Below are 22,354 nucleotides of genomic sequence, written 5' to 3'. Positions count from 1 at the left end.
CTTAAACGTCATCCTGGAGGAAAGCTTCCAGCTTTTCCGGGGCAAGCCCCGCCTGGCCGGCAATGCGCCCGGCGAGATCGGCGGCCGCCGCGCGCGGCCGGCCGACCGGACGGTCCAGCCAATAGGACACCGGATTGAGCGCGACGCGCTCGTCGACACCGACGATGCGGCCCGACCTCAGCTGGTCCTGCGTCAACGGCGGCCGCGCCAGCGCGATGCCGAGGCCGTGCGCCGCCGCGTCGAGCACCAGATTATAGTCCTCGAACCGCCGGTCCTGCGGGCGCGGGCGGTAGTCCATGTCCTGCGCCGCGAACCAGGCGCGCCAGCCGGATGCGTCGGAATCGTTGATCAGCGGGAATTTCAGCAGCCGGGCAGGGTCGCCCCGTCCGATCTCCTTGGCCAGCCCGGGCGAGGCGATCGGGAAGATATGCTCCTCGAAAAGCTGCACCGAGACGCGGCCGGGAATGCGCCCGCGCCCGCAGCGCACCGAAAGGTCAATGCCCTCATCGGCGAGATCGGCCTGGCGGTTGTCGACATCGAGCACGATGCGCAGCCTGGTCGGATGGTTCTCCAATGCGGCCATGCGCGGCATCAGCCACAGCCCGCTGACCGAGGGGATCGAAGCCAGCCGCACCACCGCGGTGCCGCGCGGCTCGACCCAGCGGTCGGAGTTGACCGAAATCAGCGCGAAGGCTTCGGTGGTGCGAAGGTGCAGCCGGTTGCCCTCGTTGGTCAGCGTGACGCCGCGCGCATTGCGCTCGAACACTTTCAAGCCAAGCCAGTCTTCCAGCTTGGCGATCTGGCGGCTCACCGCACCATGGGTGAGGTTGAGCTTTTCGGCCGCTGCGGAAAAACTCCCGGTACGCGCAGCCGCATCGAAGGCGCGCAAGGTTTCCAGCGGCAATATCTGTTCTGAGCTGTGATCCATGCTCACAGCTGGCTCTCGAATTGGTCGTTTGTCAATTGGCCGGCAATGGCGTTTTCTGCCTCCATGACACTGAAAGACGAGGCTGCGGCAATGAGCGCTTACACCGGCACGTTGAATGAGACACAGCGCATGGACAGCACCGCCGCGATCGCGGTGACGTTGACGGTCATCGGCTGGGCTTCGGCTTTCCCGGCGATCCGCGCCGGCCTAGCCGCCTTCCAGCCGCTGGAACTCGGCGCGCTGCGCTTTGGCATCGCGGCCGTCCCGGCGGCGATCTTCCTTGCTGTCAAGCGCCCGGCACTGCCGAGGGTCGGCGAGCTGTGGCGCTTCGCCTTTGGCGGCGCCATCTTCGTCGCGCTCTATACAGCCATGCTCAATTTCGGCGAGCTCACCGTTTCGGCCGGTGCGGCCGGCTTCATCATCAACGTCAGCCCGATCTTCACGGCATTCATGGCGATGGCGCTGCTTGGCGAGCGCTTCTCGGGGCTCGCCTGGCTCGGCACGGTCATCTCCTTCACCGGCATCGGCATCATCGCGGTGGCTGACGGGCACGGCCTGCATTTCAACGCCGGCGCATTGCTGGTGCTGGGCTCGGCCCTCTGCTCCGCCGTCAACACCATCGTGCAGAAACCGCTCTTTGCCCGCCATCATCCGCTGACGATCGCCGCCTCCAACATGGTGCTCGGCGCGCTCTGCCTGTCGCCCTTCCTGCCGGAAGCGTTTTCGCAGGCAGCGGTCGCCAATACCGCCGGTCTCGGCGCCGTCATCTATCTCGGCATCGTGCCCTCGTTGATCGCCTATGCCGCCTGGGCGACGGCGTTATCGCGCCTGCCTGCCGCGCGCGCTTCGAACTTCCTCTATTTGGTCTCGCCAACGTCCGCGCTGATCGGCTTCTTCTGGCTGGGCGAAGTGCCCTCGCTGCTCGGCATCCTCGGCGGCGCGCTGGCGCTGGGCGGCGTCATCGTGGTGAATTTGAAGCGGTGAGGTGGGATCGTTCGTTTGTGTACGAAAAAGGACCGCTTCGAGCGGCTCTTTTTCGTATCCCCACCCGGACCTGCGGCCCTACCTCCCCACAAGGGGGAGGTCGGGCATCACGCTTTACCCTCCCCCTTGTGGGCCCTTGTGGGGAGGGTCGCCGCGAAACGGCGGGGTGGGGGTCTGCGCCGACGAATACGGTTAGCTCTGTCCTCACCGCCGCCCGAACAGCCTTTCGATATCGGCGAGCTTGAGCTCGATATAGGTCGGGCGGCCGTGGTTGCAGGTGCCGGAGCCGGGCGTCGCCTCCATCTGGCGCAGCAGCGCGTTCATCTCCTCGGCTTTGAGCAGCCGGCCTGAGCGTACCGAGCCATGGCAGGCCATGGTGGCGGCTATTTTGTCCAGCCGCTCTTTCAATGTCTCGACCGTGTCGTGGTCGGCGATCTCGTCGGCAAGGTCGCGCACGAGCTGCTGCACATTGGCCTCGCCGAGCATTGAGGGCGTCTCGCGCACCGCCACCGCACCGGGGCCGAAGCGTTCGAGGCCGAGGCCGAATTTGGCGAGTGTCTCCGAATGCATCGCCAGCCGTTCTGCATCCTCTTCCGGTAGGTCGACGATCTCCGGCAGCAGAAGCATCTGCGAAGGCACCGCGCGCGAGTGCAGCGCGTTCTTCAACGCCTCGTAGACCAGCCTTTCATGCGCGGCATGCTGGTCGACGATGACGAGCGAATCCCTAGTCTGGGCGACGATATAATTTTCATGCACCTGTGCCCGCGCCGCGCCCAGCACCATGCCGAGCAGTGCCTCGGCCGGCTCGGCGATGCCGGCCCGCGCATCGGCGCTGGCGAGCGGTCCGGTGTCGAAACCGGTCTGGTCGTTTTCGCCAAAGCCGCCTTGGCGCGGTCGTGCTTGCCCCATGTCGAGCGGCCGCTGCGGTGAGCGCAACGGATCGAAGCCGCTGGAGCCGGAAGCGCGATAAGCGGCTTCGTAGCTGCGATGGCCATTGGCCGGACCGGGATGCGAATAAGGCGCCGTGCCCGGCCGGAATGCCGCCATCATGCCGGCGGCACCCGTCGTTGCCGCGCGAATACCCGCGCCGGCCAGTGCCTCGCGGATGGCGCCGACGATCAGCCCACGCACAAGGCCCGGATCGCGAAAGCGTACATCGGCCTTGGCCGGATGCACGTTGACGTCGACGGTCGAAGGATCGAGCGACAGGAAGAGCACCGTCACCGCATGCCGGTCGCGCGGCAACACGTCGGCGAAGGCGCCGCGGATCGCGCCGGCGATCAGCTTGTCGCGCACCGGCCGTCCATTGACGTAGGCATATTGCTGCAGGGCGTTGGCGCGCGTGTAGGACGGGATCGAGACGTGGCCGGCGAGGTGAACACCCTCCCGCGCGGCATCGATGGCAATGGCATTGTCGGGAAAGTCCTTGCCCATCACTTGCGCGACGCGCGCAAGCCGGCCTTCCGGCGTGTCGTCGGTCGCCGGCAATTCCAGCGTCGAGCGGTCGGGGCCGGCAAGCGTGAAGCGCACGGCGGGGAAGGCAATCGCGATGCGCTTCACCACATCGCTGGTGGCCGAGCTTTCGGCGCGTTCGCCCTTCATGAATTTGAGTCTGGCCGGCGTGGCGAAAAAGAGATCGCGCACCTCGACCGTGGTGCCGCGGTTTGCCGCCGCCGGCTTGACCGCCGAGACGCGCCCGCCGTCGATGCCGATCTCGGCCGCGCTGTCGCCGCTTGCCGTGCGCGAGCGGATCGAAAGCCGCGCGACGGAACCAATCGAGGGCAGCGCCTCGCCGCGGAAGCCGAGCGAGCGGATGTCGTGGATGTCGTCGGAAAGCTTCGAGGTGCAATGGCGCGCAATCGCCAGCGCCAGTTCCGGCTCGGCGATGCCCGAGCCGTCGTCGGTGACGCGGATCAGGTTCAGACCGCCGCCCGCCGTGACGACTTCGACGCGCGACGCACCGGCATCGAGCGCATTCTCGACCAGCTCCTTCACCACGCTCGCCGGACGTTCGATAACCTCGCCGGCGGCGATCTGGTTGATCATCGTTTCGGAAAGCTGGCGGATGGGCATGAGTTGATTATAGGCGGATTCGAACGGCATGGGGGAGGGGTTACTTCCAAAACCTCACGCCTGCGCCACCAGCCAATCCCTCACCCTGCGCGCATTGTCGCTGAGATCGCGGTTCTTTGGCCAGATGACATGGAACCCGATGCCGGTTCGCATCACATGATCGGTCACCGGCACCAGCAGCCCTGATGCCACCAGACGCTCGACCAGATGCCGCCACCCAAGCGAGATGCCTTGTCCCTCCATCACCGCCTGGATCACCAGGGCGTAGTCGTTGATGCGCAGCCCGCGCTCGGCATTGCGCAGGCTGGTTCCGGCGGACACGAACCATTCGTCCCAGTTCGGGGCCTCGCGATAGGGCTCCTCGAGATGGATGAGTCGGTGGGTGGCCAGTTCCTCGACCGTTTTCGGTTTGCCGAATTTGGCGAGATAGCTCGGCCCCGCGACCGGGAAGATCTCTTCGTCGGAGAGCGACAGCGAGTGATAGTCAGGCCAATCGCGCGGCACGCCGCCGCGCACGCCGAGCGGAATCCCCTCGGCGATGATGTCGAGGTCGCGGTCGGCGGTCTGGATGCGCAGGTCGATGCCCGGCAGTTCGTCGCGGAACTGCTGCAGGCGAGGCATCATCCAGAACGAGCCGAAGGCGGTCGAGGCGGCAAGCGTCACATGGCCGCCGGTCGCCTGCAGGCGAAGGTCTTCCGCCGACTTGCGGATATGCGACAGGCCGAGCGAAACGTCGGCATGGAAGCGCTCGCCGGCCTCCGTCAAAAGCACCTGGCGGTGGCGGCGCTGGAACAGCTTCGCGCCAAGCTGATCCTCAAGCCCGCGCACGGCATACGAGACCGCTGCCTGCGTCATGCCTAGCTCGCGTCCGGCGGCGGTGAAGCTCGAAAGCCGGCCTGCAGCTTCGAAGACGATGAGGCTGCCGGCCGAGGGCAGGAGGTGGCGTAGGCTTCGCATAAGCACAGCTTATACAGAAGATCAGGATTTTCCAGCGTCACAGCCACATTTTGCGTCGCTAACGTGGGTGGCGGGAAGAAGGAGGCTCCATGAACGCACCGGCCGTTGAATTGACCGAACAAACCCACCGCCGCGGCGGCGGTCGCCTCGGGCGCAAGGCGCTCAGAAGCGCGCCGATTGCGTCCTTCCCGACCCTTGTCCGGCAGATTCCTGCCTACGAGATCGTGCCCAGTGAGGCGGTGGAGCTGATCCACGAGGAATCGCTCAAGATCCTCGAGGAGGTGGGTTGCGAATTCCGCGACGACGGAGCGATCGAGCTCTGGAAAGCGGCCGGAGCCGATGTCAGGGAGACGCGCGTCCGCATCGACCGTGCGCTGCTGATGGAACTGGTCTCGAAGGTTCCGGCGGAATTCACGCTCAATGCGCGCAATCCCGAGCGCACGGTCCGCGTCGGCGGCAAGAACTCGATCTTCGTGCCGATGTATGGCGCGCCCTATGTCCGCGACCTCGACAACAAGCGGCGCTACGGCACGCTCAATGACCTCAACAACTTCCACAAGATGGCCTACATGGCGCCGGCGCTGCATTCGTCGAGCTCGATCATCTGCGAACCGATGGAGATACCGGTGCCGAAGCGGCATCTGCATATCATCCACTCGGCGCTGAAGCATTCCGACAAGCCGTTCATGGGCATCGTGACGTCGAAGGATCGGGCCGAGGACACGATGGCCATGGCTGGCATCGTCTTCGGCGAAGAATTCGTGCGCGACAACCCGGTCCTGGTGGCGATCACCAACTGCAATTCGCCGCTGGTGTGGGACGCCACCATGATCGACGCCATGCGGGTCTATGCGAGCCACAACCAGCCGCTGATCCTGGCGCCTTTCGCGCTGTGCGGTGCCTCGACCTCGGCCTCAGCCGTCGGCGCGGTGGCGCAGGTCAACGCCGAGGCGCTCGCCGGCGTGGCGCTGACCCAGCTCATCCGTCCTGGCTCGCCGCAGATCTACGGCCAGTTCATGGTGACGGTCGACATGAAGACCGGCGCGCCGATGGGCGGCACGCCGGAGGCCGCGCAGATGATGTATCTGATGGGTGCGCTGGCCAGGAAATACAAGCTGCCCTGGCGCACCTCCGGCTTCCATGTCGGCTCGAAACTCAACGATGCGCAGGCCGGCTATGAGGCGAACATGCTGATGCATGCCGCGATCCTCGCCGGCGCCAATTACATCTGGCATTCCGCCGGCTGGCTGGAAGCGGGCCTCACCTGTGGCTACTCGAAATTCGCCACCGACTGCGAGCAGTTGGTCGGCTGGTACAAATATGCCGGCGGCGTGCCTTTCGACGATTTCAAGGAAGCCATGGCGGCGATCCGCGAGGTCGGTCCGCAAGGGCATTTCCTCGGCACGCAGCACACGCTCGAGCATTTCGAAAGTGCCTTCTTCATGCCGAACATCATGGACTTCAATTCCTTCGAGCAATGGAACGCCGAGGGCGCTAAGGACCATGACACGCGCGGCCGGGAAAAGGCGCGCAGCATGCTCGCCGACTACCAGGAGCCGAAGCTCGACGAGGGCGTTGCCGAGGGTCTCGCGGATTTGATCGCGCGGCGTGAGGAAAAGCTGCCCGATAGCGTTAGTTGATAGACGGCGGCGTCAGTTCAAACAAACGGGCAAAGACCCGATCAAATCAATGGGAGAACGAGAATGACACTTTTCAGAAGCAATGGTGACCGGGTCCCGGCCGCAATCGAGGCGATGGCCGAGGAAGCGCGCGCGGGCCGCGTCGACCGGCGCGAATTCCTGGCACTGGCAAGCGCCTTCGGCGCATCGACGGCTTTTGCCTATGGCATGATCGGCCTTGCCGCGCCGACCAGGGCGCTCGCCGACGAGCCGAAAAAGGGCGGGACGCTGCATGTCGCGATGTCGGTCAAGGCGCAGAAGGATCCGCGCACCTATGACTGGACGGAGATGGCGAACGTCACCCGCACCTGGCTGGAGCCGCTGGTGCGCTACACGCACCAGTTCACCTTCGAGCCGGTCCTGCTCGAAAGCTGGGACGTCAACGACGACGCCACCGAATACACGCTGCATCTGCGCAAGGGCGTCACCTGGAACAATGGCGATGCCTTCAACGCCGATGACGTGGTCGCCAATCTGAACCGCTGGTGCGAGAAGGGGGCTTCCGGCAATTCAATGGCCGCCCGCGTCGGCGCGCTGGTCGACACCAAGACCGGCAAGGCGAAGGATGGCGCGATCACCAAGGTCGATGACCATACGGTCAAGCTGAAGCTCAACGAAGCCGATATCGCCATCATCCCGGGCCTCACCGACTATCCGGCGCTGGTCGTGCATCGCGACTTCGACAAGGATGGCGCCGATCCGATCAAGAAGCCGATCGGCACCGGCGCGTTCGAGCTGGTGTCCTATGCCGTCGGGTCGAAGGCGGTCGTCAAGCGTCGCGAGAACGGCAAGTGGTGGGGTGGCGAAGCACCGCTCGACGGGGTGGAATTCATCGACTACGGCACCGATTTCAACGCCACGCTCAATGCCTTCGATTCCGGAGAGATCGACCTCGATTTCGAAACACCGGCCGACTTCATCGACCCCCTCGACAAGATGAATCTGGTGAAATCGGAGGTCGCGACGGCGACGACGCTGGTTGCCCGCACCAACGTCACCCATAAGCCCTACGATGACAAAAGGGTGCGCAACGCACTGCAGATGGCGGTCGACAACAACCAGGTCATGCAGCTCGGCTACAATGGCCGCGGCACGGTCGGCGAGAACCACCATGTCAGCCCGATCCATCCCGAATACTACCCGCTGCCCAAGAAGGAGCGCGACGCCGCCGGCGCCAAGAAGCTGATGGCCGAGGCCGGGCAGGCTGACTTCGAGCATGAGCTGATCACCGTCGAGGACGAATGGCAGAAGAACACCGGCGATGCCATCGCCGGCCAGCTGCGCGACGCCGGCATCAAGGTGAAGCGCACGGTCCTGCCGGGCTCGACCTTCTGGAACGACTGGACGAAATATCCTTATTCCATGACGATCTGGTACATGCGCCCACTCGGCGTGCAGGTGTTGGCGCTCGGCTACCGCACCGGCGAGGCCTGGAACGAGACGGCCTATTCCAATCCGGATTTCGACGCCAAGCTCAAGGAGGCGCTTTCGCAGATCGACGTCGCCAAGCGCAAGGAGACGATGAAGGACGTCGAGCAGATCCTGCAGGATTCCGGCGTCATCATCCAGCCGTTCTGGCAGAAGCTGTACTGCCATATGAACAAGAAGGTGAAGAACTACACGATGCACCAGACCTACGAAATGGACTTCCAGAACGTCTGGCTGGATGCCTGAGCGCTGCTGGACTTCATGAACCGCAAAAAAGCCGATATGCAGGACGCGTGGTGGTGATCTTGCCACCACGCCGCCGAACGTCCGGAGATCCTGCATGAAGCCGATAGTGCTGGCCGCTGTCCTTTCGATTGCCTTGCCCGGCGCCGCGCTCGCAGGGCCGGCTTCCAACGCCGTCAAGTTCTTCTACGTGCCTGAAGTGAAGTTCGAGGCGGACGCGAAATACCGCGACCGTTTCACCGAGCCGGTCACCAAGCTGTTCGAGGCCAACGACAAGGCGCGGAAGGAGAAGCCCGACGAGGTGTCCTGCCTCGACTTCGACCCCGGCCTCGACGCCCAGGATTTCGATCAGAAGTCCCTGTCGAAGACGCTGAAGCTCACAGAGGCCGTCAATGGCGACACCGCAGAGGTGACGGCAAACTTCAATCTTTTCCCGGAAGGCGATGACTCCAAACGCGAAATGGTGTGGTCGCTGAAGAAAGTGGGCGGCAAGTGGAAGATCGCCGACATCACCTCCAAGACCAGCGACTGGAAGCTCAGCGCGCTGGAATGCGGCTCCTCGACGGAGTGATGCCGTGCTTCGCCGTCTCGTCTTCGCGTTGTCGAGCTTGTCGATGCTGGCCGCTGGGCTGAGCGATGGTGCCCGCGCGCAGGGGCTCCTCGGCTCGCCGCCGCCGAACGCGTCCTCAGGCGACAATGCGCCTGCGGACGACAAGTCGCCGCCTGCCGCAACGCCGGAAACCAAGCCGGCCGAACAGGCGCCTGCCGCGCCCGTCCTGCCCGGATCGCCGACGGCGGTGGTGAAGCCTTTCTACGAGCATCTCGGGCTCGAGCTCGATCCCGCCCAGCGCAAGAACTTCATCGATCCGGCCAAGAGCGTCCTCGACAAGAGCGATGCGCTGCGCGTCTCGGGGCAGGGCGAGTGCCTCGACCCCAACATGGCGCTCGACAATTCAGACTACGACAAGCTCGCCATCGACAAGAGCCTGCGCACCATCGAGGCCGTCAATGGCGACGAGGCAAAGGTGGTCGTCGCCTTCATCGTCGAAGGCCACCAGCACCGGCTGGAATGGAAGCTGAAGAAGGTCGGCGGCGACTGGAAGATCTCCGATCTTTTGTCGGTGACCGGCGAATGGGCGCTCAGCCAATACCAGTGCGAATGATGGCGATCCGCTCAGCCCCTTCCGCGATAGGGCGCAACGCCGGTATCCGGCAGCCAGGCGTCCTTGGGTGGCGTGCCGGTCTGCCAGAACACGTCGATCGGGATGCCGCCGCGCGGGAACCAGTAGCCGCCGACGCGCAGCCAGAGAGGCTTGGTCGCCTCCACGATGCGGCGGCCGATCATCACTGTGCACTCTTCATGGAAGGCGCCATGGTTGCGAAACGAGGTCATGAACAGCTTCAGCGACTTCGATTCCACCAGCGCCTGGTCGGGCGCATAGTCGATGACGATGTGAGCGAAATCGGGCTGGCCGGTGACGGGACAGAGCGAGGTGAATTCAGGGCAGGTGAAGCGTACGATCGGAGGCGGGCCGTCGCCGCGCTGGAAGGGCACGGTCTCCAGGACCGCCTGTTCGGGGCTTTGTGGCGTCTCAACGTGCTTGCCGAGCTGGGTAAGGTTCTTGGCGTCGGTCATGGGTGGCTCCTTGCTGCCGTCATCGGTTTCAGAGCGGCAGGAAAACAAGTGCGGAAATTGCGGCCGCATCTTCCAGATGCAGCGGAATTTGGGCCGCTCATTAGCACCGGACCGAAAAGTGCGCAGCGGTTTTCGGATGACTCCGATGCGTGAAATGGAAGCGGGAGCGGCACAACGCTCCCACACATATTGAAACGGCAGGAAGAAGATGACCAGCAACGACCCGCTTCTCCAACCCTATCAGCTCAAGCACCTGACGCTGAAGAACCGGGTGATGTCGACCAGCCATGAGCCGGCCTATTCCGAGGATGGCATGCCGAAGGAGCGCTATCGCCTCTACCATGCCGAAAAGGCCAAGGGCGGCATGGCGCTGACCATGACGGCAGGCTCGGCGATCGTCTCGCGCGACAGCCCGGCCGCCTTCGGCAACCTGCATGTCTATGACGACAGGATCGTGCCGTGGCTCGCCGAACTGGCGGATGCCTGTCATGAATATGACTGCAAGGTGATGATCCAGATCACCCATCTTGGCCGCCGCACCGGCTGGAACAAGGCCGACTGGCTGCCGGTGCTGTCGGCCTCGCCGGTGCGTGAGCCGGCGCACCGCGCCTTCCCGAAGACCATCGAGGAGTGGGACATCGAGCGCATCGTCGCCGACTATGCGTCGGCCGCGCAGCGCTGCAGGGCGGCCGGCCTCGACGGCATCGAATTCGAATCCTACGGGCATCTGATGGACGGCTTCTGGTCGCCGGCGACCAACCATCGCGACGACGAGTTCGGCGGCTCGCTCGACAACCGCCTGCGCTTCACCGACATGGTGCTGGACGCGGTGCGCGCCGCCGTCGGCGAAAAATTCATCGTCGGCATTCGCATGGTCGCCGACGAGGATTTCGAAAAAGGCTTGTCGAAGGAGGAAGGCGTCGAGATCGCCAAGCGGCTGGCCAACTCCGGCAAGGTCGATTTCCTCAACATCATCCGCGGCTCGATCGAGACCGATGCGGCGCTGACCAAGGTCATCCCGGTGACCGGCATGCGTTCGTCGCCGCATCTCGATTTCGCCGGCGAGGTGAGGGCGGCGACGAAATTCCCGACCTTCCATGCGGCGCGCATTTCCGACGTCGCCACCGCCCGCCACGCCATCGCCACCGGCAAGCTCGACATGGTCGGCATGACACGTGCCCATATCGCCGATCCGCACATCATCCGCAAAGTGATGGAGGGCCGCGAGCACGAGATCAGGCCCTGCGTCGGCGCCACCTATTGCCTCGATCGCATCTATGAAGGCGGCGAGGCGCTGTGCATCCACAATGCCGCGACCGGGCGGGAGGCGACCGTCCCGCACGTCATCGCGAAGAGCGAGGGACCGAAGAAGAAAGTCGCGGTGGTGGGCGCCGGCGCTGGCGGCCTTGAAGCAGCGCGCGTCGCGGCAGAGCGAGGCCATGCGGTGACTGTGCTCGAAGCCTCCAGCCAGGCCGGTGGCCAAGTGCGGTTGGCAACCCAGAATCCGCGCCGCAAGGAATTGATCGGCATCATCGACTGGAGGCTTGCCGAGCTCGACCGCCTCGGCGTCGAGATCCGCTACGACACCTGGGCCGAGAAGGACGATGTGCTGGCGCTGGCGCCGGATGTTGTGATCATTGCGACCGGCGGCCTGCCGCAGAACCCGCCGCTGACGGCCGGCGACAATCTTGTCACGTCGAGCTGGGACATCATGGCCGGCAGCGTCAAACCGGCCGAAAATGTCCTGCTCTATGACGACAATGGCGGCCATCAGGGCATGGGTGCCGCTGAGCTTATCGCCAATGGCGGCGCGAAACTGGAGCTGGTTTCGCCCGAGCGCTTCTTCGCGCCGGAAATGGGCGGCCTGAACCACGTGCCCTATATGCGCGCCTTCCACGAGAAAGGCGTCACCGTCACCATCAACACCCGCCTGCGTTCGGTGCGGCGCGAGGGCAACCAGCTGATCGCCGAGCTGGCGTCGGACTTCGCCGATGGCTGGCGCGGCGAGCGGCGCGTCGACCAGGTGGTGGTCGAGCATGGCACGGCGCCGCTCGACGACCTCTATTTGTCGCTGAAGCCGCTGTCGAAGAATGGCGGCGCGGTCGATTATGAGCGGCTGGTGAGCGGCGGCGATATCTTCCCATCGCGCAATTCGGCAGGTGGCTTCGTCGTGTTTCGCATCGGCGATGCGGTCGCCTCGCGCAACATCCACGCCGCCATCTACGACGGCATCCGATTCGGGATCAGGATCTGATCACGGTCAGGTGGCGCGCAACCGACCTTTGCAAGGAGAGCCACCTGCCGCTCTGGTCGGTTGCGCGCCAACGCATGATCGGCTTTCACCGGCCGTGCGATTCTAAAACATCTTGGCGGTCGCCATGCAAAACACGGTGACGACCAGAAGCCCGCCGGCGATGCGTTCGCCCCTGGTCATTTTCGCCCGCAACCGGGTCTGTGTCGCTGCATCGGCGCCGGCAAGCTGCCTGCTGGCGGAGCCGACAAGCGCGCCCTGCACGCCGGCGGCGATCAGCGCCGTCAAAATGCCGAGCGCCAGTACCTTCTCCATCGAGCCGAAAGCACCTTCATGGAAGAAATACCAGAGCAGCAGACCGGTCAGGAAAGCCAAAACGGCCGCGCCCATTTGCGGCCGGAAGAACCGCTCCGCCCGGATGTCCGGATCGCGGGCAACCGCGATGGTGGTGCCGGCCCAGAAGACGCCGGCCATGACGTGCAGGCCGATGACGACGATATAGACATATTGCATGACCGCATTCCTCTCTGCCGCCCGCCGCGCGTCGCAGCCATGTCGCGACGCCATCAATAAGACAAAGTTAGATATCTAACGGTTAGATGTCAATCATGAAGCCGAGTTTCACGCTCTCACTGCTTGCTCTACTGTCAGATCATGACACCGTTTGATCGCCCGCCCGTTGGCATGAATCTCGCCCGCACCTCGAAGGTGGTGGCGCAGGCTTTCGATGCCGCGATGGTCGAGGCCGGCGGTACGTTGCCGGTCTGGCTGACCTTGCTGTCGGTCAAATCGAAGGAACTCGCCAACCAGCGCGAGCTTGCCGGCATGATCGGCATCCAGGGCGCGACGCTGACGCATCACCTCAACGCCATGGAAGCGCAAGGGTTGCTGACGCGCCGCCGCGATCCGGAAAACCGCAGGGTCCACCAGGTGGCTCTGACCGACGCTGGCGAAGCGCTGTTCGAAAAGCTCCGTCTCGCAGCGGTCGCCTTCGACAAGCGGCTGCGGGTTGGGTTGCCGGACGAACGGTTGGCGGAGTTCTCGGAGGTGCTCGCCGCGTTGCGGGCGAATGCCGGGGGTTAAGCGAGGTTGCCTTGAAGCACCTTGAGCTTCGCCTTCTTCGGGCTGCGTGCCGTCAGCCATTCGCGCGCCTTGTCCTGCGGCATCGGGAAGGCGATCGAATACCCCTGCACCTGGTCGCAGCCGATCGCCATTAGCGAGTCCAGCTCTGCCTCGGTTTCGGCGCCCTCGGCGACGATCGAGATGCCAAGCCCCCGGGCAAGCTCGGTGATGGCGCGCACGATCTTGGTGTTGTCGCCATTCTCGTTGATGTTCTGGACAAAGCGGCGGTCGATCTTCAGCCGGTCGATCTCGTTCGGGTTGACGTGGCTGAGCGAGGCATAGCCGGTGCCGAAATCGTCGAGCTCGAGATGCACGCCGGCGGCCCGGATATGGCGGAGCTTGGCGGCGATCCCGGTCTTCTCGTCGTCGAGGATGACGGATTCGACGATCTCCAGCGCCAGCTTCTGCGGCGCCAGGCCCACGCGCTCCAGCGTGCCGAACAGGAAGGCGTCGAAATCGGCCTCGCGCAGCTCCGTGCCCGAGACGTTGACGGCAATGCGGCCGAATTCGATGCCGGCGCGGTCCCACTCCGCGGCTTCTTCGATCGCCTTGGCGATGACGATGCGGCCGATCTCCGGCATGAAGCCGCATTTTTCGGCGACGGGAATGAACTCCCCGGGCGAGATCATGCCGCGCGTCGCGTGCTTCCAGCGCACCAGTGCCTCGATGCCGCTGATCTTGCCGGTGGTCAGCGACACCTGCGGCTGGAAATAGACCTCGAAGCTCTTGTTGGCGATCGCCGTGCGGATGTCCTGTTCGAGCTGCTTGCGGTAGTCGAGCTCGCGCCGCAGTTCCTCGGAGAAGAAGGAGAAATTGCCGCCGCCGAGCTTCTTGGCGGAATAGAGCGCGAGATCGGCATGGACGAACAGGTCCTGCGCGTTGTCGGCGTCCACCGGATAGACCGCGATGCCGGCGCTGGCGCCGGGCATGATGGTCGTGCCCTGGAACGTGATCGGCTCGTTGATCTCGTCAAGGATGCGCTTGGCCAGCGCATGGATGTCCTCGGTGCTGCCGGCGCCGTTGAGGGTCATGACGAACTCGTCGCCGCCGAGCCGCGCGCAGAGATCCGACGCGCGGCAGGAATCGCGCATGCGCTGCGCGGTCACCACCAGCACATAATCGCCGGCGGCATGGCCAAGCGTATCGTTGATCTGCTTGAAACGGTCGAGATCGAGCTGGATCACCGCCAGGCGCTCGCGGCGGCGCTGTGCCCCCTTGATCAGCGTGTCGAAATGGTCGGTGAGGAAGGTGCGGTTGTGCAGGCCCGTCAGGCCGTCATGCACGGCGATGAAGGCCATCGAGTTGCGCGCATCGACCAACTCGCGCGTCTTGCGCAGGATGGCGTTGGACATCGGCCGGAAGATGAGCAGCGCAACCAGCACGATGACGCCGAGGGTGGCGAAGAACAGCTTGCGGTGCAGGTCGAGCATGTTGTTCGACTTTTCGTCGGCGAAGGCGCTGATGCGCTGGCCGAGCGCGGCATAGCCCGACATGGTCGCGTTGGCGACGGAAGCGTCGAGGCCGACGCGTTCGCCGCCACCCTTGTAGCCGTCGCTCTGCATGCCGAGCTGCGACTCGAAGGCCGAGACCAGCCTGTCGCCGTTGGCGACGAGGCCGACCGAGAAATAATCGAGGTGGAACGGCTTGCTGAACAGCACGTATTCGATCGACTTCGGATCATTGCGCGCCGGCGACAGCGGATTGGCGCCGGTTTCCTTGAGCAGCCGGTCGTAGCTGGTTTCGAACTCGCCCGTCGCCTGCTTGAGCGCGGTGACCAGCGCCGGCTGCTTGTCGCGCGAGGCGGCGCCGGTGGCGCTCGCCAGGAAGACGATGCGCTGCGACAGCGCCTTCTGCGTCGAGACGATGTCGAGCAGCGCGTGGTTATGCTGCTGCTGCGCCATCAACTGCTGCAGGAGAATGAAGGAGGCCACCACCATGGCGGCAATGATGGTGAGCGCCAGCCAGTAGCCGGTCTTGATGAGCAGGATCAGCTTGCGCGAAACGCTATGCACTGGCTGCTGCGACATAACTGGGTGACCCTCCGGTCGACGGATTCCTGGATTCGTGGCGGGAAAACGCTTGCCTTGAAAGGGTTAACAGGTCGGCAAGGGAGGCCGGCGGGGCTCGCGGCGGCGCGACAAAGCTCGCAAGATGGTTATCACGTCCTTTCCCGCACACCCCATTTTTGCGAGTATCGCCGCCGCGCCGTCGCAAAGGATTGCGATCGAGCTTTCGCAACGCCACCGAAGCGGTCGCTTTTGCGATGGATTTTTCGCGGCCGTAGCGCGACAGTCCGGCCTCGAACCGAACAGGGCCGGACCATGAGCAAAGCATTCCTTTCCCACATCGACAGCGAGCTGCAGGGCCTGAAATCGGCCGGGCTCTACAAGTCCGAGCGGGTGATCTCCTCGATGCAGTCCGCCGAGATCGAGGTGGGCGGCGAAAAGGTACTGAACTTCTGCGCCAACAACTATCTCGGCCTCGCCGACAGCCAGGGTCTGCGCGACGCGGCAAAGCACGCGCTCGACCGCTATGGCTACGGCATGGCCTCGGTGCGCTTCATCTGCGGCACGCAGGAAGAGCACAAAGAGCTGGAGGCGACGATCTCCTCCTTCCTCGGCATGGACGACACCATTCTCTACGGCTCCTGCTTCGACGCCAATGGCGGCCTGTTCGAGACGCTGCTCGGCGAAGACGACGCCGTCATCTCCGACGCGCTGAACCATGCCTCGATCATCGACGGCGTCCGGCTGTCCAAGGCCAAGCGATTCCGCTACGTCAACAACGACATGGCCGATCTCGAAGCCCGGCTGAAGGAGGCGAAGGACTGCCGTTTCCGGCTGATCGCCACCGACGGCGTCTTTTCGATGGACGGCATCATCGCCAATTTGAAGGGCGTGTGCGACCTTGCAGAGAAATACGACGCCATGGTCATGGTCGACGACAGCCACGCGGTCGGCTTCGTCGGCAAGAACGGCCGTGGCTCGGCCGAGCATTGCGGCGTCGAGGGCAGGGTGGACATCATCACCGGGACGCTCGGCAAGGCGCTGGGCGGCGCCTCCGGCGGCTACACCTCGGGCAAGAAACAGGTCGTCGACTGGCTGCGCCAGCGTTCGCGCCCCTATCTCTTCTCCAACACGCTGATGCCGGCGATCGCCGGTGCCTCGATCAAGGTGTTCGACTTGATTCGCAATGGCGATGCGCTGCGCGAACGCCTATATGCCAATGCGGCGCGGTTCAGGTCCCGGATGGGCAAGCTTGGCTTCACCTTAGCCGGCGCCGATCATCCGATCATACCGGTGATGCTCGGTGATGCGACGCTGGCGCAGGAGATGGCCGCGCGCATGCTGGAGCGCGGCATCTATGTCATTGGCTTCTCCTTCCCGGTGGTGCCGAAAGGCCAGGCGCGCATCCGCACGCAGATGTCGGCAGCCCATTCGAGCGCCGACATCGACCGGGCGGTCGAGGCGTTTTTTGACGTGGGAAAAGAACTGGGTGTAATCGCTTGACCCGCGCCGAGGAAAACAGAAGTCGGCCATGACAATCGATGTCACGAGCAGGATCGATATCGCCAGGCCACGCGCGGTCGTCGCTGCCTTTTCCGCCGATCCGGACAACGTGCCCCGCTGGTACGTCAATATCAAATCGGTCGAATGGAAGACGCCCCGACCGGCCCAGGTAGGATCGAGAATTGCATTCGTAGCACAGTTCCTCGGACGGCGGCTTGTCTACACCTACGAAATTGTCGATCTCGTGCAGGGCGGGCGGCTCGTGATGCGAACCGCCGAAGGACCGTTTCCCATGGAAACGAGTTATGCATGGCGAGATACCCTCGAAGGCCGTACCCATATGGCGCTCCGGAACCGCGGCACGCCGACAGGCTTTTCCCGTCTCGCGGCCCCGTTGATCGCCCGGGCGGTTCGGCGTTCGACCGATCGAGACCTGCTCCGGCTGAAAAGCATTCTGGAGGCGGCGCACTGATGAAGCCGATCCATCAAGACAGGCCAAGATTTTTGAGGAGCGTCCGATGTCCAACATGATGAAGGCGCTGGTGAAGGCCAAGGCCGAGCCGGGTATCTGGATGGAAGAGGTGCCGGTGCCGGAGATCGGCCCCAACGACGTGCTGATCAAGGTCAAGAAGACCGCGATCTGCGGCACCGACGTCCACATCTACAATTGGGACCAGTGGGCGCAGAAGACGGTGCCCGTGCCAATGGTGACCGGCCATGAATTCGTCGGCACGGTCGCCGATTTCGGCGCGGCGGTGACCGAATACAAGGTCGGCCAGCGCGTCTCGGGCGAGGGCCACATCGTCTGCGGCCATTGCCGCAACTGCCGCGCGGGGAGGGGACATCTTTGCCGCAACACGCTCGGCGTCGGCGTCAACCGTCCTGGTGCCTTCGGCGAGTATCTGGCAATTCCGCAGCACAATGTCGTGCCGATCCCCGACGACGTGCCCGACGAGGTCGCCGCGATCTTCGATCCTCTGGGCAATGCCGTCCACACGGCATTGTCCTTCGATCTCGTCGGCGAGGACGTGCTGGTCACCGGCGCCGGGCCGATCGGCATCATGGGCGCGCTGGTGGCCCAGTGCGTCGGGGCGCGCAAGGTCGTCATCACCGACATCAACCCGGTCAGGTTGGAGCTGGCAAAGAAGCTCGGCGTCCAGCATGTCGTCGACGCCTCGAAGGAGAAGCTGCGCGACGTGATGCCGGCGCTCGGCATGACCGAGGGTTTTGACGTCGGGCTTGAGATGTCGGGCGCGGCACCCGCCTTCCGCGACATGATCGACACCATGAACAATGGCGGCAAGATCGCCATCCTCGGCATCGCGCCGACCGGCTTCGAGATCGACTGGAACAAGGTCATCTTCAAGATGCTGCACTTGAAGGGCATCTACGGTCGCGAAATGTTCGAGACCTGGTACAAGATGATTGCTTTGGTGCAAGGCCCGCTCGACGTCTCGGGGCTGATCACGCATCGCATCGGGATCGACGATTTCCAGGCTGGGTTCGACGCTATGCGAAGCGGCAGCTCGGGCAAGGTGGTGATGGATTGGTGAGGGGCGGCGGAAGCGCTATCCGATGAAACGCCAGCGCGAGGCACCCCCCTCTGTCCTGCCGGACATCTCCCCCTCGAAGGCCCATGTGGAGGCGAGGAACGCCGCCCTATCCTTCGTCATTCTAGGGTCTGCGCGTGTCGCTTCGCTCCTTGCTCCGCCCTAGAATGACGAAGGATAGGATGGCGTTCCTTCGCTACGAAGCAGATAACGTCGCCTCCAGCGCCGCCACCCCTTTTGCAATCGCCGTCCGCTCTTCCGCGCTGAGCCTCGCCAACAAATCCTGCTCAAACGCTTTCGCCAGCGGCACCATCTCGCGATAGGCGGTGAGCCCCGCTTTGGTCAGCGCCAGATGCTCGACGCGGCGGTCGGTCTCGTCCGGCGTGCGCGTCAGCCAGCGCCGCCGCTCCAACTCGGCCACCGCGCGCGATACCTTGGTCTTGTGCATGGCCGATTGCTCGCCGAGCTCGGTCGCCGTCATCGTGCCGCGCTCTCCCAGCCCTGACAGCGTGCGCCATTCCGGTCGCGTCAGCCCGTGGCGATCCTTGTAGATTTTTGAGAATTCGCGGCTGACGGTGTCGGCCAGCCGGTAGAGCCGATAAGGCAGGAAGCTTTCCAACTCGAGGATTTCCGGTTCCATGGCACACCACGAATGCGTCAGCCGTTGATAGTTACATTTTCGATGGTTACAAATGAAACCAGTTTGGTCAACAGCACCGGCGAACCAGGCTTCATGGAGCTTGCAAGCCGGGATCAGGGAGGATCGGATGGCCTTTTCCTACATGCCGGGCTTCGGCAATGATTTCGAGACCGAGACGCTGCCCGGATCGTTGCCGCAGGGCCGCAACTCGCCGCAGCGGCCGGCTTACGGCCTCTATGCCGAGCAGCTTTCCGGCTCGCCCTTCACGGCGCCGCGCGGTACCAACGAGCGCTCCTGGCTCTATCGCATCCGTCCGAGCGTAAAACACACTGGCCGCTTCAAAGGCGTGAGCTATCCCTTATGGAAGACCGGACCTCACATCGGCGACCATGAGCTGGCGCTCGGCCAGTACCGCTGGAATCCGACGCCGATGCCGAGCGAGCCGACGGATTTCATTTCGGGCATGCGCAGCTTCACCACGGCTGGCGATGCTGTCGGCCAGTCCGGCATGGCCGCGCATGTCTATGTCGCCAACCGCTCGATGACCGACGACCATTTCTTCAACGCCGATGGCGAATTGCTGGTCGTGCCGCAGATCGGCGCGCTGCGCTTCATCACCGAGATGGGCGTGATCGAGCTTCGCCCCGGTGAGATTGCCGTGCTGCCGCGCGGCCTCGTCTTCAAGGTCGAGCTCGCCGACAAGGAGGCACGCGGCTATGTCTGCGAGAACTATGGCGCCAAATTCACCATGCCCGACCGCGGTCCGATCGGCGCCAATTGCCTGGCCAATCCGCGCGACTTCAAAACGCCCTGCGCATGGTTCGAGGAGAAGGAAACGCCTTGCCGCCTGATCGTCAAATGGTGCGGCGCCTTCCACGTCACCGAGCTCGGCCATTCGCCGCTCGACGTCGTCGCATGGCACGGCAACTACGCGCCCTATAAATATGATCTTGCAACGTTTTCGCCGGTCGGCGCCATCCTGTTCGACCACCCCGATCCGTCGATCTTCACGGTGCTGACGGCGCCGAGCGGCGAGGAGGGAACCGCCAATGTGGACTTCGTCATCTTCCCGCCGCGCTGGCTGGTGGCGGAAAACACGTTTCGGCCGCCCTGGTACCACCGTAACATCATGAGCGAGTTCATGGGCCTGATCCACGGCCAGTACGACGCCAAGGAGGAAGGGTTCGTGCCCGGCGGCATCAGCCTGCACAACCAGATGCTGGCGCATGGGCCGGATACGACAGGTTTTGAGAAAGCCACCCGCGCGGACTTGAAACCGGTCAAGCTCGACAACACCATGGCCTTCATGTTCGAGACGCGCTTCGCGCAGATGCTGACCCGCTACGCCGCCGAGCTCGGAACCTTGCAGGAGAACTACATCGATTGCTGGGCCGACCTGAAGAAGCGTTTCAACGGCACGCCGGAGGGCGATTGGTCTTGAGTGGCGGGGAAATGTCGGAGCGTCTCGTCCTTCTCGGCTCCAAGGGTGGGCCGGCGGTCCGCCCCGGCGGCCCTTGGCCGAGTTCGTCGCTGCTTGAGATCGGCGGGCGGGTGATAGTCGTCGACTGCGGCCTGGGCGTCACGCGCGCCTTCACCGATGCGGGGGTCAGCCTGAAGGCGCTCGACCTCGTCTTCATTACGCATCTCCATTCGGACCACGTGCTGGAACTCGGGCCGCTGCTCCACACCGCCTGGACGGCGGGGCTGGCGACGCCGGTGGCGGTTTATGGGCCGCCTGGCACCGGCCGTCACTGGCAGCATTTCTGCCAGGCGATGGAATTCGACATCGAGATCCGCATCGTCGACGAGGGTCGGCCGGATATCCGCGAACTGGTCTCGGTTGAGGAGTTCGACGAAGGGCTCGTGCTGGAAGACGGCCGCCTGAAGGTGACGGCATTGCGCGTCGACCATCCGCCGGTGACCGATTGTTTTGCGCTCCGCTTCGAGCATAGCGGCAGGAGCTTGGTTTTCTCGGCAGACACGGCATTCTTTCCGCCACTGGCCGAGTTTGCGCGCGGCGCCGACATCCTCGTCCACGAAGCCATGCTGGAGAAAGGCGTCGAGAGGCTGGTCGCCCGGACCGGCAACGGCGCGCGGCTGCGCGAGCATCTGTTCGCCAGCCATAGCCTTGCCGAGGAGGCGGGCCGCATCGCCGGCGATGCTGGCGTGAAGAGGTTGGTGCTCAACCATCTCATTCCGGCCGACGATCCTGCCATCGGCGAGGCCGACTGGACGGCAGCTGTCAGGAAAACATGGGCCGGTGACTTGACGATCGCCCGCGATGGCCTTGTTGTGGGGTTAGGCGGCGCCAAGGCCGCTTCGGGAGAGGAAACCGCATGAAGCTTGCCACTTTGAAGAACGGGACGCGCGACGGAAAACTGGTCGTGGTCTCGCGCGATCTGACACGGTTCACCGACGCCTCCTTCCTGGTGCCGACATTGCAGGCCGCGCTCGACGACTGGCGGCGAATTTCGCCTCATCTGGCGGCGATGGCGGAATCACTGGAGACCAACGCGGTGCCCTCGGCGCGCTTCCACGAGCATGACGCGCATTCGCCGCTGCCGCGCGCCTATCAATGGGCGGACGGCTCGGCCTATGTGAACCATGTCGAACTGGTGCGCAAAGCGCGCGGCGTCGAGATCCCGGCGAGCTTCTGGATCGATCCGCTGATCTACCAGGGCGGCTCGGATTCCTTCATTGCGCCGCGTGACCCGATCCGCATGGCCGACGAAGCCTTCGGCATCGACATGGAAGCGGAAGTCGCCGTCATCGTCGACGACGTGCCCATGGGCGCCGGGCTGGAGCAAGTGAGGGCCGCGATCCGGCTGGTGATGCTGGTCAACGACGTGACGCTGCGCGCCATCACCGGGCCGGAGCTGGCGAAAGGCTTCGGCTTCTTCCAGTCGAAGCCGTCTTCCGCTTTCTCGCCGGTCGCGGTCACGCCGGACGAACTGGGCGACGCCTGGGACGGCGGCAAGGTCAACCTGGCGCTGCTCGCCGACCTCAACGGCAAGCCGTTCGGCCGCGCCAATGCCGGCATCGACATGACCTTCGATTTCCCGGCGCTGATCATGCATGCCTCGAAAACCCGGCCGCTTGCTGCCGGCACCATCATCGGCTCGGGCACCGTCTCCAACAAGCTCGATGGCGGGCCGGGCAAGCCGGTCTCGGCAGGCGGCGCGGGCTATTCCTGCATCGCCGAGCTGCGCATGATCGAGACTATCGAGAGCGGCGAGCCGAAGACGCCCTTCCTGCGTTTCGGCGACACGGTGCGCATCGAGATGAAGGACAGGGCCGGCCATTCGATCTTCGGCGCCATCGAGCAGAAGGTCGAGAAATACGAAGGGTGAGGCG

Annotated in this window: 20 protein-coding genes; 13 read left to right on the top strand and 7 right to left on the bottom strand. The window is 64.2% G+C overall.

What is annotated here, in order from left to right; genetic code table 11:
• Position 1: 1 nt before the first annotated feature.
• Complete coding sequence (locus RFM68_RS14725; protein WP_320233703.1) at positions 2-928, bottom strand: LysR substrate-binding domain-containing protein; 927 nt, start codon at positions 926-928, stop codon at positions 2-4.
• 90 nt (positions 929-1,018) lie between these two features.
• Here RFM68_RS14725 and RFM68_RS14720 point away from each other — a divergent pair, with 90 nt between their 5' ends.
• Entirely contained in the window at positions 1,019-1,912 is an 894-nt protein-coding gene (locus tag RFM68_RS14720; protein WP_320233751.1) for a DMT family transporter, read from the top strand.
• A 204-nt stretch (positions 1,913-2,116) separates the two neighbouring features.
• On the opposite strand, the gene mutL is transcribed toward RFM68_RS14720, so the two are convergent.
• Both mutL and RFM68_RS14710 read right to left on the bottom strand, forming a co-directional pair.
• Positions 2,117-3,985 (bottom strand): DNA mismatch repair endonuclease MutL, encoded by a 1,869-nt coding sequence (mutL, locus tag RFM68_RS14715; RefSeq protein ID WP_320233750.1) that lies wholly within the window; start codon positions 3,983-3,985, stop codon positions 2,117-2,119.
• Between the two features lie 54 nt (positions 3,986-4,039).
• Positions 4,040-4,942, bottom strand: a complete 903-nt coding sequence (locus tag RFM68_RS14710; protein WP_320233702.1) for a LysR substrate-binding domain-containing protein — start codon at positions 4,940-4,942, stop codon at positions 4,040-4,042.
• An 89-nt stretch (positions 4,943-5,031) separates the two neighbouring features.
• On the opposite strand from RFM68_RS14710, the gene RFM68_RS14705 reads away from it, so the two are divergent.
• The 4 genes from RFM68_RS14705 to RFM68_RS14690 all read left to right on the top strand — a co-directional run bounded on the left by RFM68_RS14705 (position 5,032) and on the right by RFM68_RS14690 (position 9,455).
• On the top strand, positions 5,032-6,582 hold the full coding sequence (locus RFM68_RS14705; RefSeq protein ID WP_320233701.1) for a trimethylamine methyltransferase family protein: 1,551 nt from the start codon (positions 5,032-5,034) through the stop codon (positions 6,580-6,582).
• A 63-nt stretch (positions 6,583-6,645) separates the two neighbouring features.
• The gene (locus RFM68_RS14700; protein WP_320233700.1) at positions 6,646-8,295 is read left to right on the top strand and encodes an ABC transporter substrate-binding protein; all 1,650 of its coding nucleotides are present in this window, start codon (positions 6,646-6,648) and stop codon (positions 8,293-8,295) included.
• 94 nt (positions 8,296-8,389) lie between these two features.
• On the top strand, positions 8,390-8,863 hold the full coding sequence (locus tag RFM68_RS14695; protein ID WP_320233699.1) for a DUF3828 domain-containing protein: 474 nt from the start codon (positions 8,390-8,392) through the stop codon (positions 8,861-8,863).
• Positions 8,864-8,867: 4 nt separating this feature from the next.
• Positions 8,868-9,455, top strand: coding sequence for a YqhG/Tai3 family protein (locus RFM68_RS14690; RefSeq protein ID WP_320233698.1), 588 nt, complete (start codon positions 8,868-8,870; stop codon positions 9,453-9,455).
• An 11-nt stretch (positions 9,456-9,466) separates the two neighbouring features.
• Here the strand turns inward: RFM68_RS14690 and queF are convergent, their stop codons facing one another.
• A complete protein-coding gene (gene queF / locus RFM68_RS14685) occupies positions 9,467-9,928 on the bottom strand; it encodes a preQ(1) synthase (protein WP_320233697.1) in 462 nt (153 codons plus the stop codon).
• Between the two features lie 208 nt (positions 9,929-10,136).
• Between queF and RFM68_RS14680 the strand changes: the two genes are divergently transcribed.
• Positions 10,137-12,182 carry an oxidoreductase gene (locus RFM68_RS14680; RefSeq protein ID WP_320233696.1) on the top strand — a complete coding sequence of 682 codons (2,046 nt, stop codon included), beginning with the start codon at positions 10,137-10,139 and terminating at the stop codon, positions 12,180-12,182.
• A 102-nt stretch (positions 12,183-12,284) separates the two neighbouring features.
• Here the strand turns inward: RFM68_RS14680 and RFM68_RS14675 are convergent, their stop codons facing one another.
• Positions 12,285-12,692, bottom strand: coding sequence for a hypothetical protein (locus tag RFM68_RS14675; RefSeq protein WP_320233695.1), 408 nt, complete (start codon positions 12,690-12,692; stop codon positions 12,285-12,287).
• Positions 12,693-12,863: 171 nt separating this feature from the next.
• On the opposite strand from RFM68_RS14675, the gene RFM68_RS14670 reads away from it, so the two are divergent.
• Complete coding sequence (locus RFM68_RS14670; RefSeq protein WP_320233694.1) at positions 12,864-13,262, top strand: MarR family winged helix-turn-helix transcriptional regulator; 399 nt, start codon at positions 12,864-12,866, stop codon at positions 13,260-13,262.
• Here RFM68_RS14670 and RFM68_RS14665 read toward each other — a convergent pair.
• A complete protein-coding gene (locus RFM68_RS14665; RefSeq protein ID WP_320233693.1) occupies positions 13,259-15,328 on the bottom strand; it encodes a putative bifunctional diguanylate cyclase/phosphodiesterase in 2,070 nt (689 codons plus the stop codon). The two genes, RFM68_RS14670 and RFM68_RS14665, sit on opposite strands and share 4 nt — an antisense overlap.
• 294 nt (positions 15,329-15,622) lie before the next feature.
• Here RFM68_RS14665 and RFM68_RS14660 point away from each other — a divergent pair, with 294 nt between their 5' ends.
• Genes RFM68_RS14660 through tdh form a run of 3 tightly spaced genes read left to right on the top strand, consistent with a single transcriptional unit; the run spans position 15,623 to position 18,363 of the window.
• Positions 15,623-16,810 carry a glycine C-acetyltransferase gene (locus RFM68_RS14660; protein WP_320233692.1) on the top strand — a complete coding sequence of 396 codons (1,188 nt, stop codon included), beginning with the start codon at positions 15,623-15,625 and terminating at the stop codon, positions 16,808-16,810.
• Between the two features lie 28 nt (positions 16,811-16,838).
• Positions 16,839-17,282 (top strand): SRPBCC family protein, encoded by a 444-nt coding sequence (locus tag RFM68_RS14655; RefSeq protein WP_320233691.1) that lies wholly within the window; start codon positions 16,839-16,841, stop codon positions 17,280-17,282.
• 46 nt (positions 17,283-17,328) lie between these two features.
• Positions 17,329-18,363 (top strand): L-threonine 3-dehydrogenase, encoded by a 1,035-nt coding sequence (gene tdh, locus RFM68_RS14650; RefSeq protein WP_320233690.1) that lies wholly within the window; start codon positions 17,329-17,331, stop codon positions 18,361-18,363.
• Positions 18,364-18,556: 193 nt separating this feature from the next.
• On the opposite strand, the gene RFM68_RS14645 is transcribed toward tdh, so the two are convergent.
• Complete coding sequence (locus RFM68_RS14645; RefSeq protein ID WP_320233689.1) at positions 18,557-19,000, bottom strand: MarR family winged helix-turn-helix transcriptional regulator; 444 nt, start codon at positions 18,998-19,000, stop codon at positions 18,557-18,559.
• 127 nt (positions 19,001-19,127) lie between these two features.
• Here RFM68_RS14645 and hmgA point away from each other — a divergent pair, with 127 nt between their 5' ends.
• The 3 genes from hmgA to RFM68_RS14630 are packed head-to-tail and all read left to right on the top strand — an operon-like array spanning position 19,128 to position 22,350.
• Positions 19,128-20,441, top strand: coding sequence for a homogentisate 1,2-dioxygenase (gene hmgA, locus RFM68_RS14640; RefSeq protein ID WP_320233688.1), 1,314 nt, complete (start codon positions 19,128-19,130; stop codon positions 20,439-20,441).
• Between the two features lie 11 nt (positions 20,442-20,452).
• Positions 20,453-21,340: an MBL fold metallo-hydrolase gene (locus tag RFM68_RS14635; RefSeq protein ID WP_320233687.1), complete on the top strand. Its 888-nt coding sequence runs from the start codon at positions 20,453-20,455 to the stop codon at positions 21,338-21,340.
• Positions 21,337-22,350 carry a fumarylacetoacetate hydrolase family protein gene (locus tag RFM68_RS14630; RefSeq protein WP_320233686.1) on the top strand — a complete coding sequence of 338 codons (1,014 nt, stop codon included), beginning with the start codon at positions 21,337-21,339 and terminating at the stop codon, positions 22,348-22,350. Before RFM68_RS14635 ends, RFM68_RS14630 begins: the two co-directional genes overlap by 4 nt.
• Positions 22,351-22,354 lie beyond the last annotated feature (4 nt).

The organism is Mesorhizobium montanum, from assembly GCF_033977145.1.
GTDB classification, from domain to species: Bacteria; Pseudomonadota; Alphaproteobacteria; order Rhizobiales; family Rhizobiaceae; genus Mesorhizobium; species Mesorhizobium montanum.
Note: the sequence above shows the minus strand (reverse complement) of the source record. Positions and strands in the feature narration are given on the sequence as shown.

Coding starts and splice junctions, on each gene's coding strand:
- RFM68_RS14725 (WP_320233703.1), bottom strand. CDS start 928: ATGGATCACAGCTCAGAACAGATATTGCCGCTGGAAACCTTGCGCGCC.
- RFM68_RS14720 (WP_320233751.1), top strand. CDS start 1,019: ATGAGCGCTTACACCGGCACGTTGAATGAGACACAGCGCATGGACAGC.
- mutL (WP_320233750.1), bottom strand. CDS start 3,985: ATGCCCATCCGCCAGCTTTCCGAAACGATGATCAACCAGATCGCCGCC.
- RFM68_RS14710 (WP_320233702.1), bottom strand. CDS start 4,942: ATGCGAAGCCTACGCCACCTCCTGCCCTCGGCCGGCAGCCTCATCGTC.
- RFM68_RS14705 (WP_320233701.1), top strand. CDS start 5,032: ATGAACGCACCGGCCGTTGAATTGACCGAACAAACCCACCGCCGCGGC.
- RFM68_RS14700 (WP_320233700.1), top strand. CDS start 6,646: ATGACACTTTTCAGAAGCAATGGTGACCGGGTCCCGGCCGCAATCGAG.
- RFM68_RS14695 (WP_320233699.1), top strand. CDS start 8,390: ATGAAGCCGATAGTGCTGGCCGCTGTCCTTTCGATTGCCTTGCCCGGC.
- queF (WP_320233697.1), bottom strand. CDS start 9,928: ATGACCGACGCCAAGAACCTTACCCAGCTCGGCAAGCACGTTGAGACG.
- RFM68_RS14680 (WP_320233696.1), top strand. CDS start 10,137: ATGACCAGCAACGACCCGCTTCTCCAACCCTATCAGCTCAAGCACCTG.
- RFM68_RS14675 (WP_320233695.1), bottom strand. CDS start 12,692: ATGCAATATGTCTATATCGTCGTCATCGGCCTGCACGTCATGGCCGGC.
- RFM68_RS14670 (WP_320233694.1), top strand. CDS start 12,864: ATGAATCTCGCCCGCACCTCGAAGGTGGTGGCGCAGGCTTTCGATGCC.
- RFM68_RS14665 (WP_320233693.1), bottom strand. CDS start 15,328: ATGTCGCAGCAGCCAGTGCATAGCGTTTCGCGCAAGCTGATCCTGCTC.
- RFM68_RS14660 (WP_320233692.1), top strand. CDS start 15,623: ATGAGCAAAGCATTCCTTTCCCACATCGACAGCGAGCTGCAGGGCCTG.
- RFM68_RS14655 (WP_320233691.1), top strand. CDS start 16,839: ATGACAATCGATGTCACGAGCAGGATCGATATCGCCAGGCCACGCGCG.
- tdh (WP_320233690.1), top strand. CDS start 17,329: ATGTCCAACATGATGAAGGCGCTGGTGAAGGCCAAGGCCGAGCCGGGT.
- RFM68_RS14645 (WP_320233689.1), bottom strand. CDS start 19,000: ATGGAACCGGAAATCCTCGAGTTGGAAAGCTTCCTGCCTTATCGGCTC.
- hmgA (WP_320233688.1), top strand. CDS start 19,128: ATGGCCTTTTCCTACATGCCGGGCTTCGGCAATGATTTCGAGACCGAG.
- RFM68_RS14635 (WP_320233687.1), top strand. CDS start 20,453: ATGTCGGAGCGTCTCGTCCTTCTCGGCTCCAAGGGTGGGCCGGCGGTC.
- RFM68_RS14630 (WP_320233686.1), top strand. CDS start 21,337: ATGAAGCTTGCCACTTTGAAGAACGGGACGCGCGACGGAAAACTGGTC.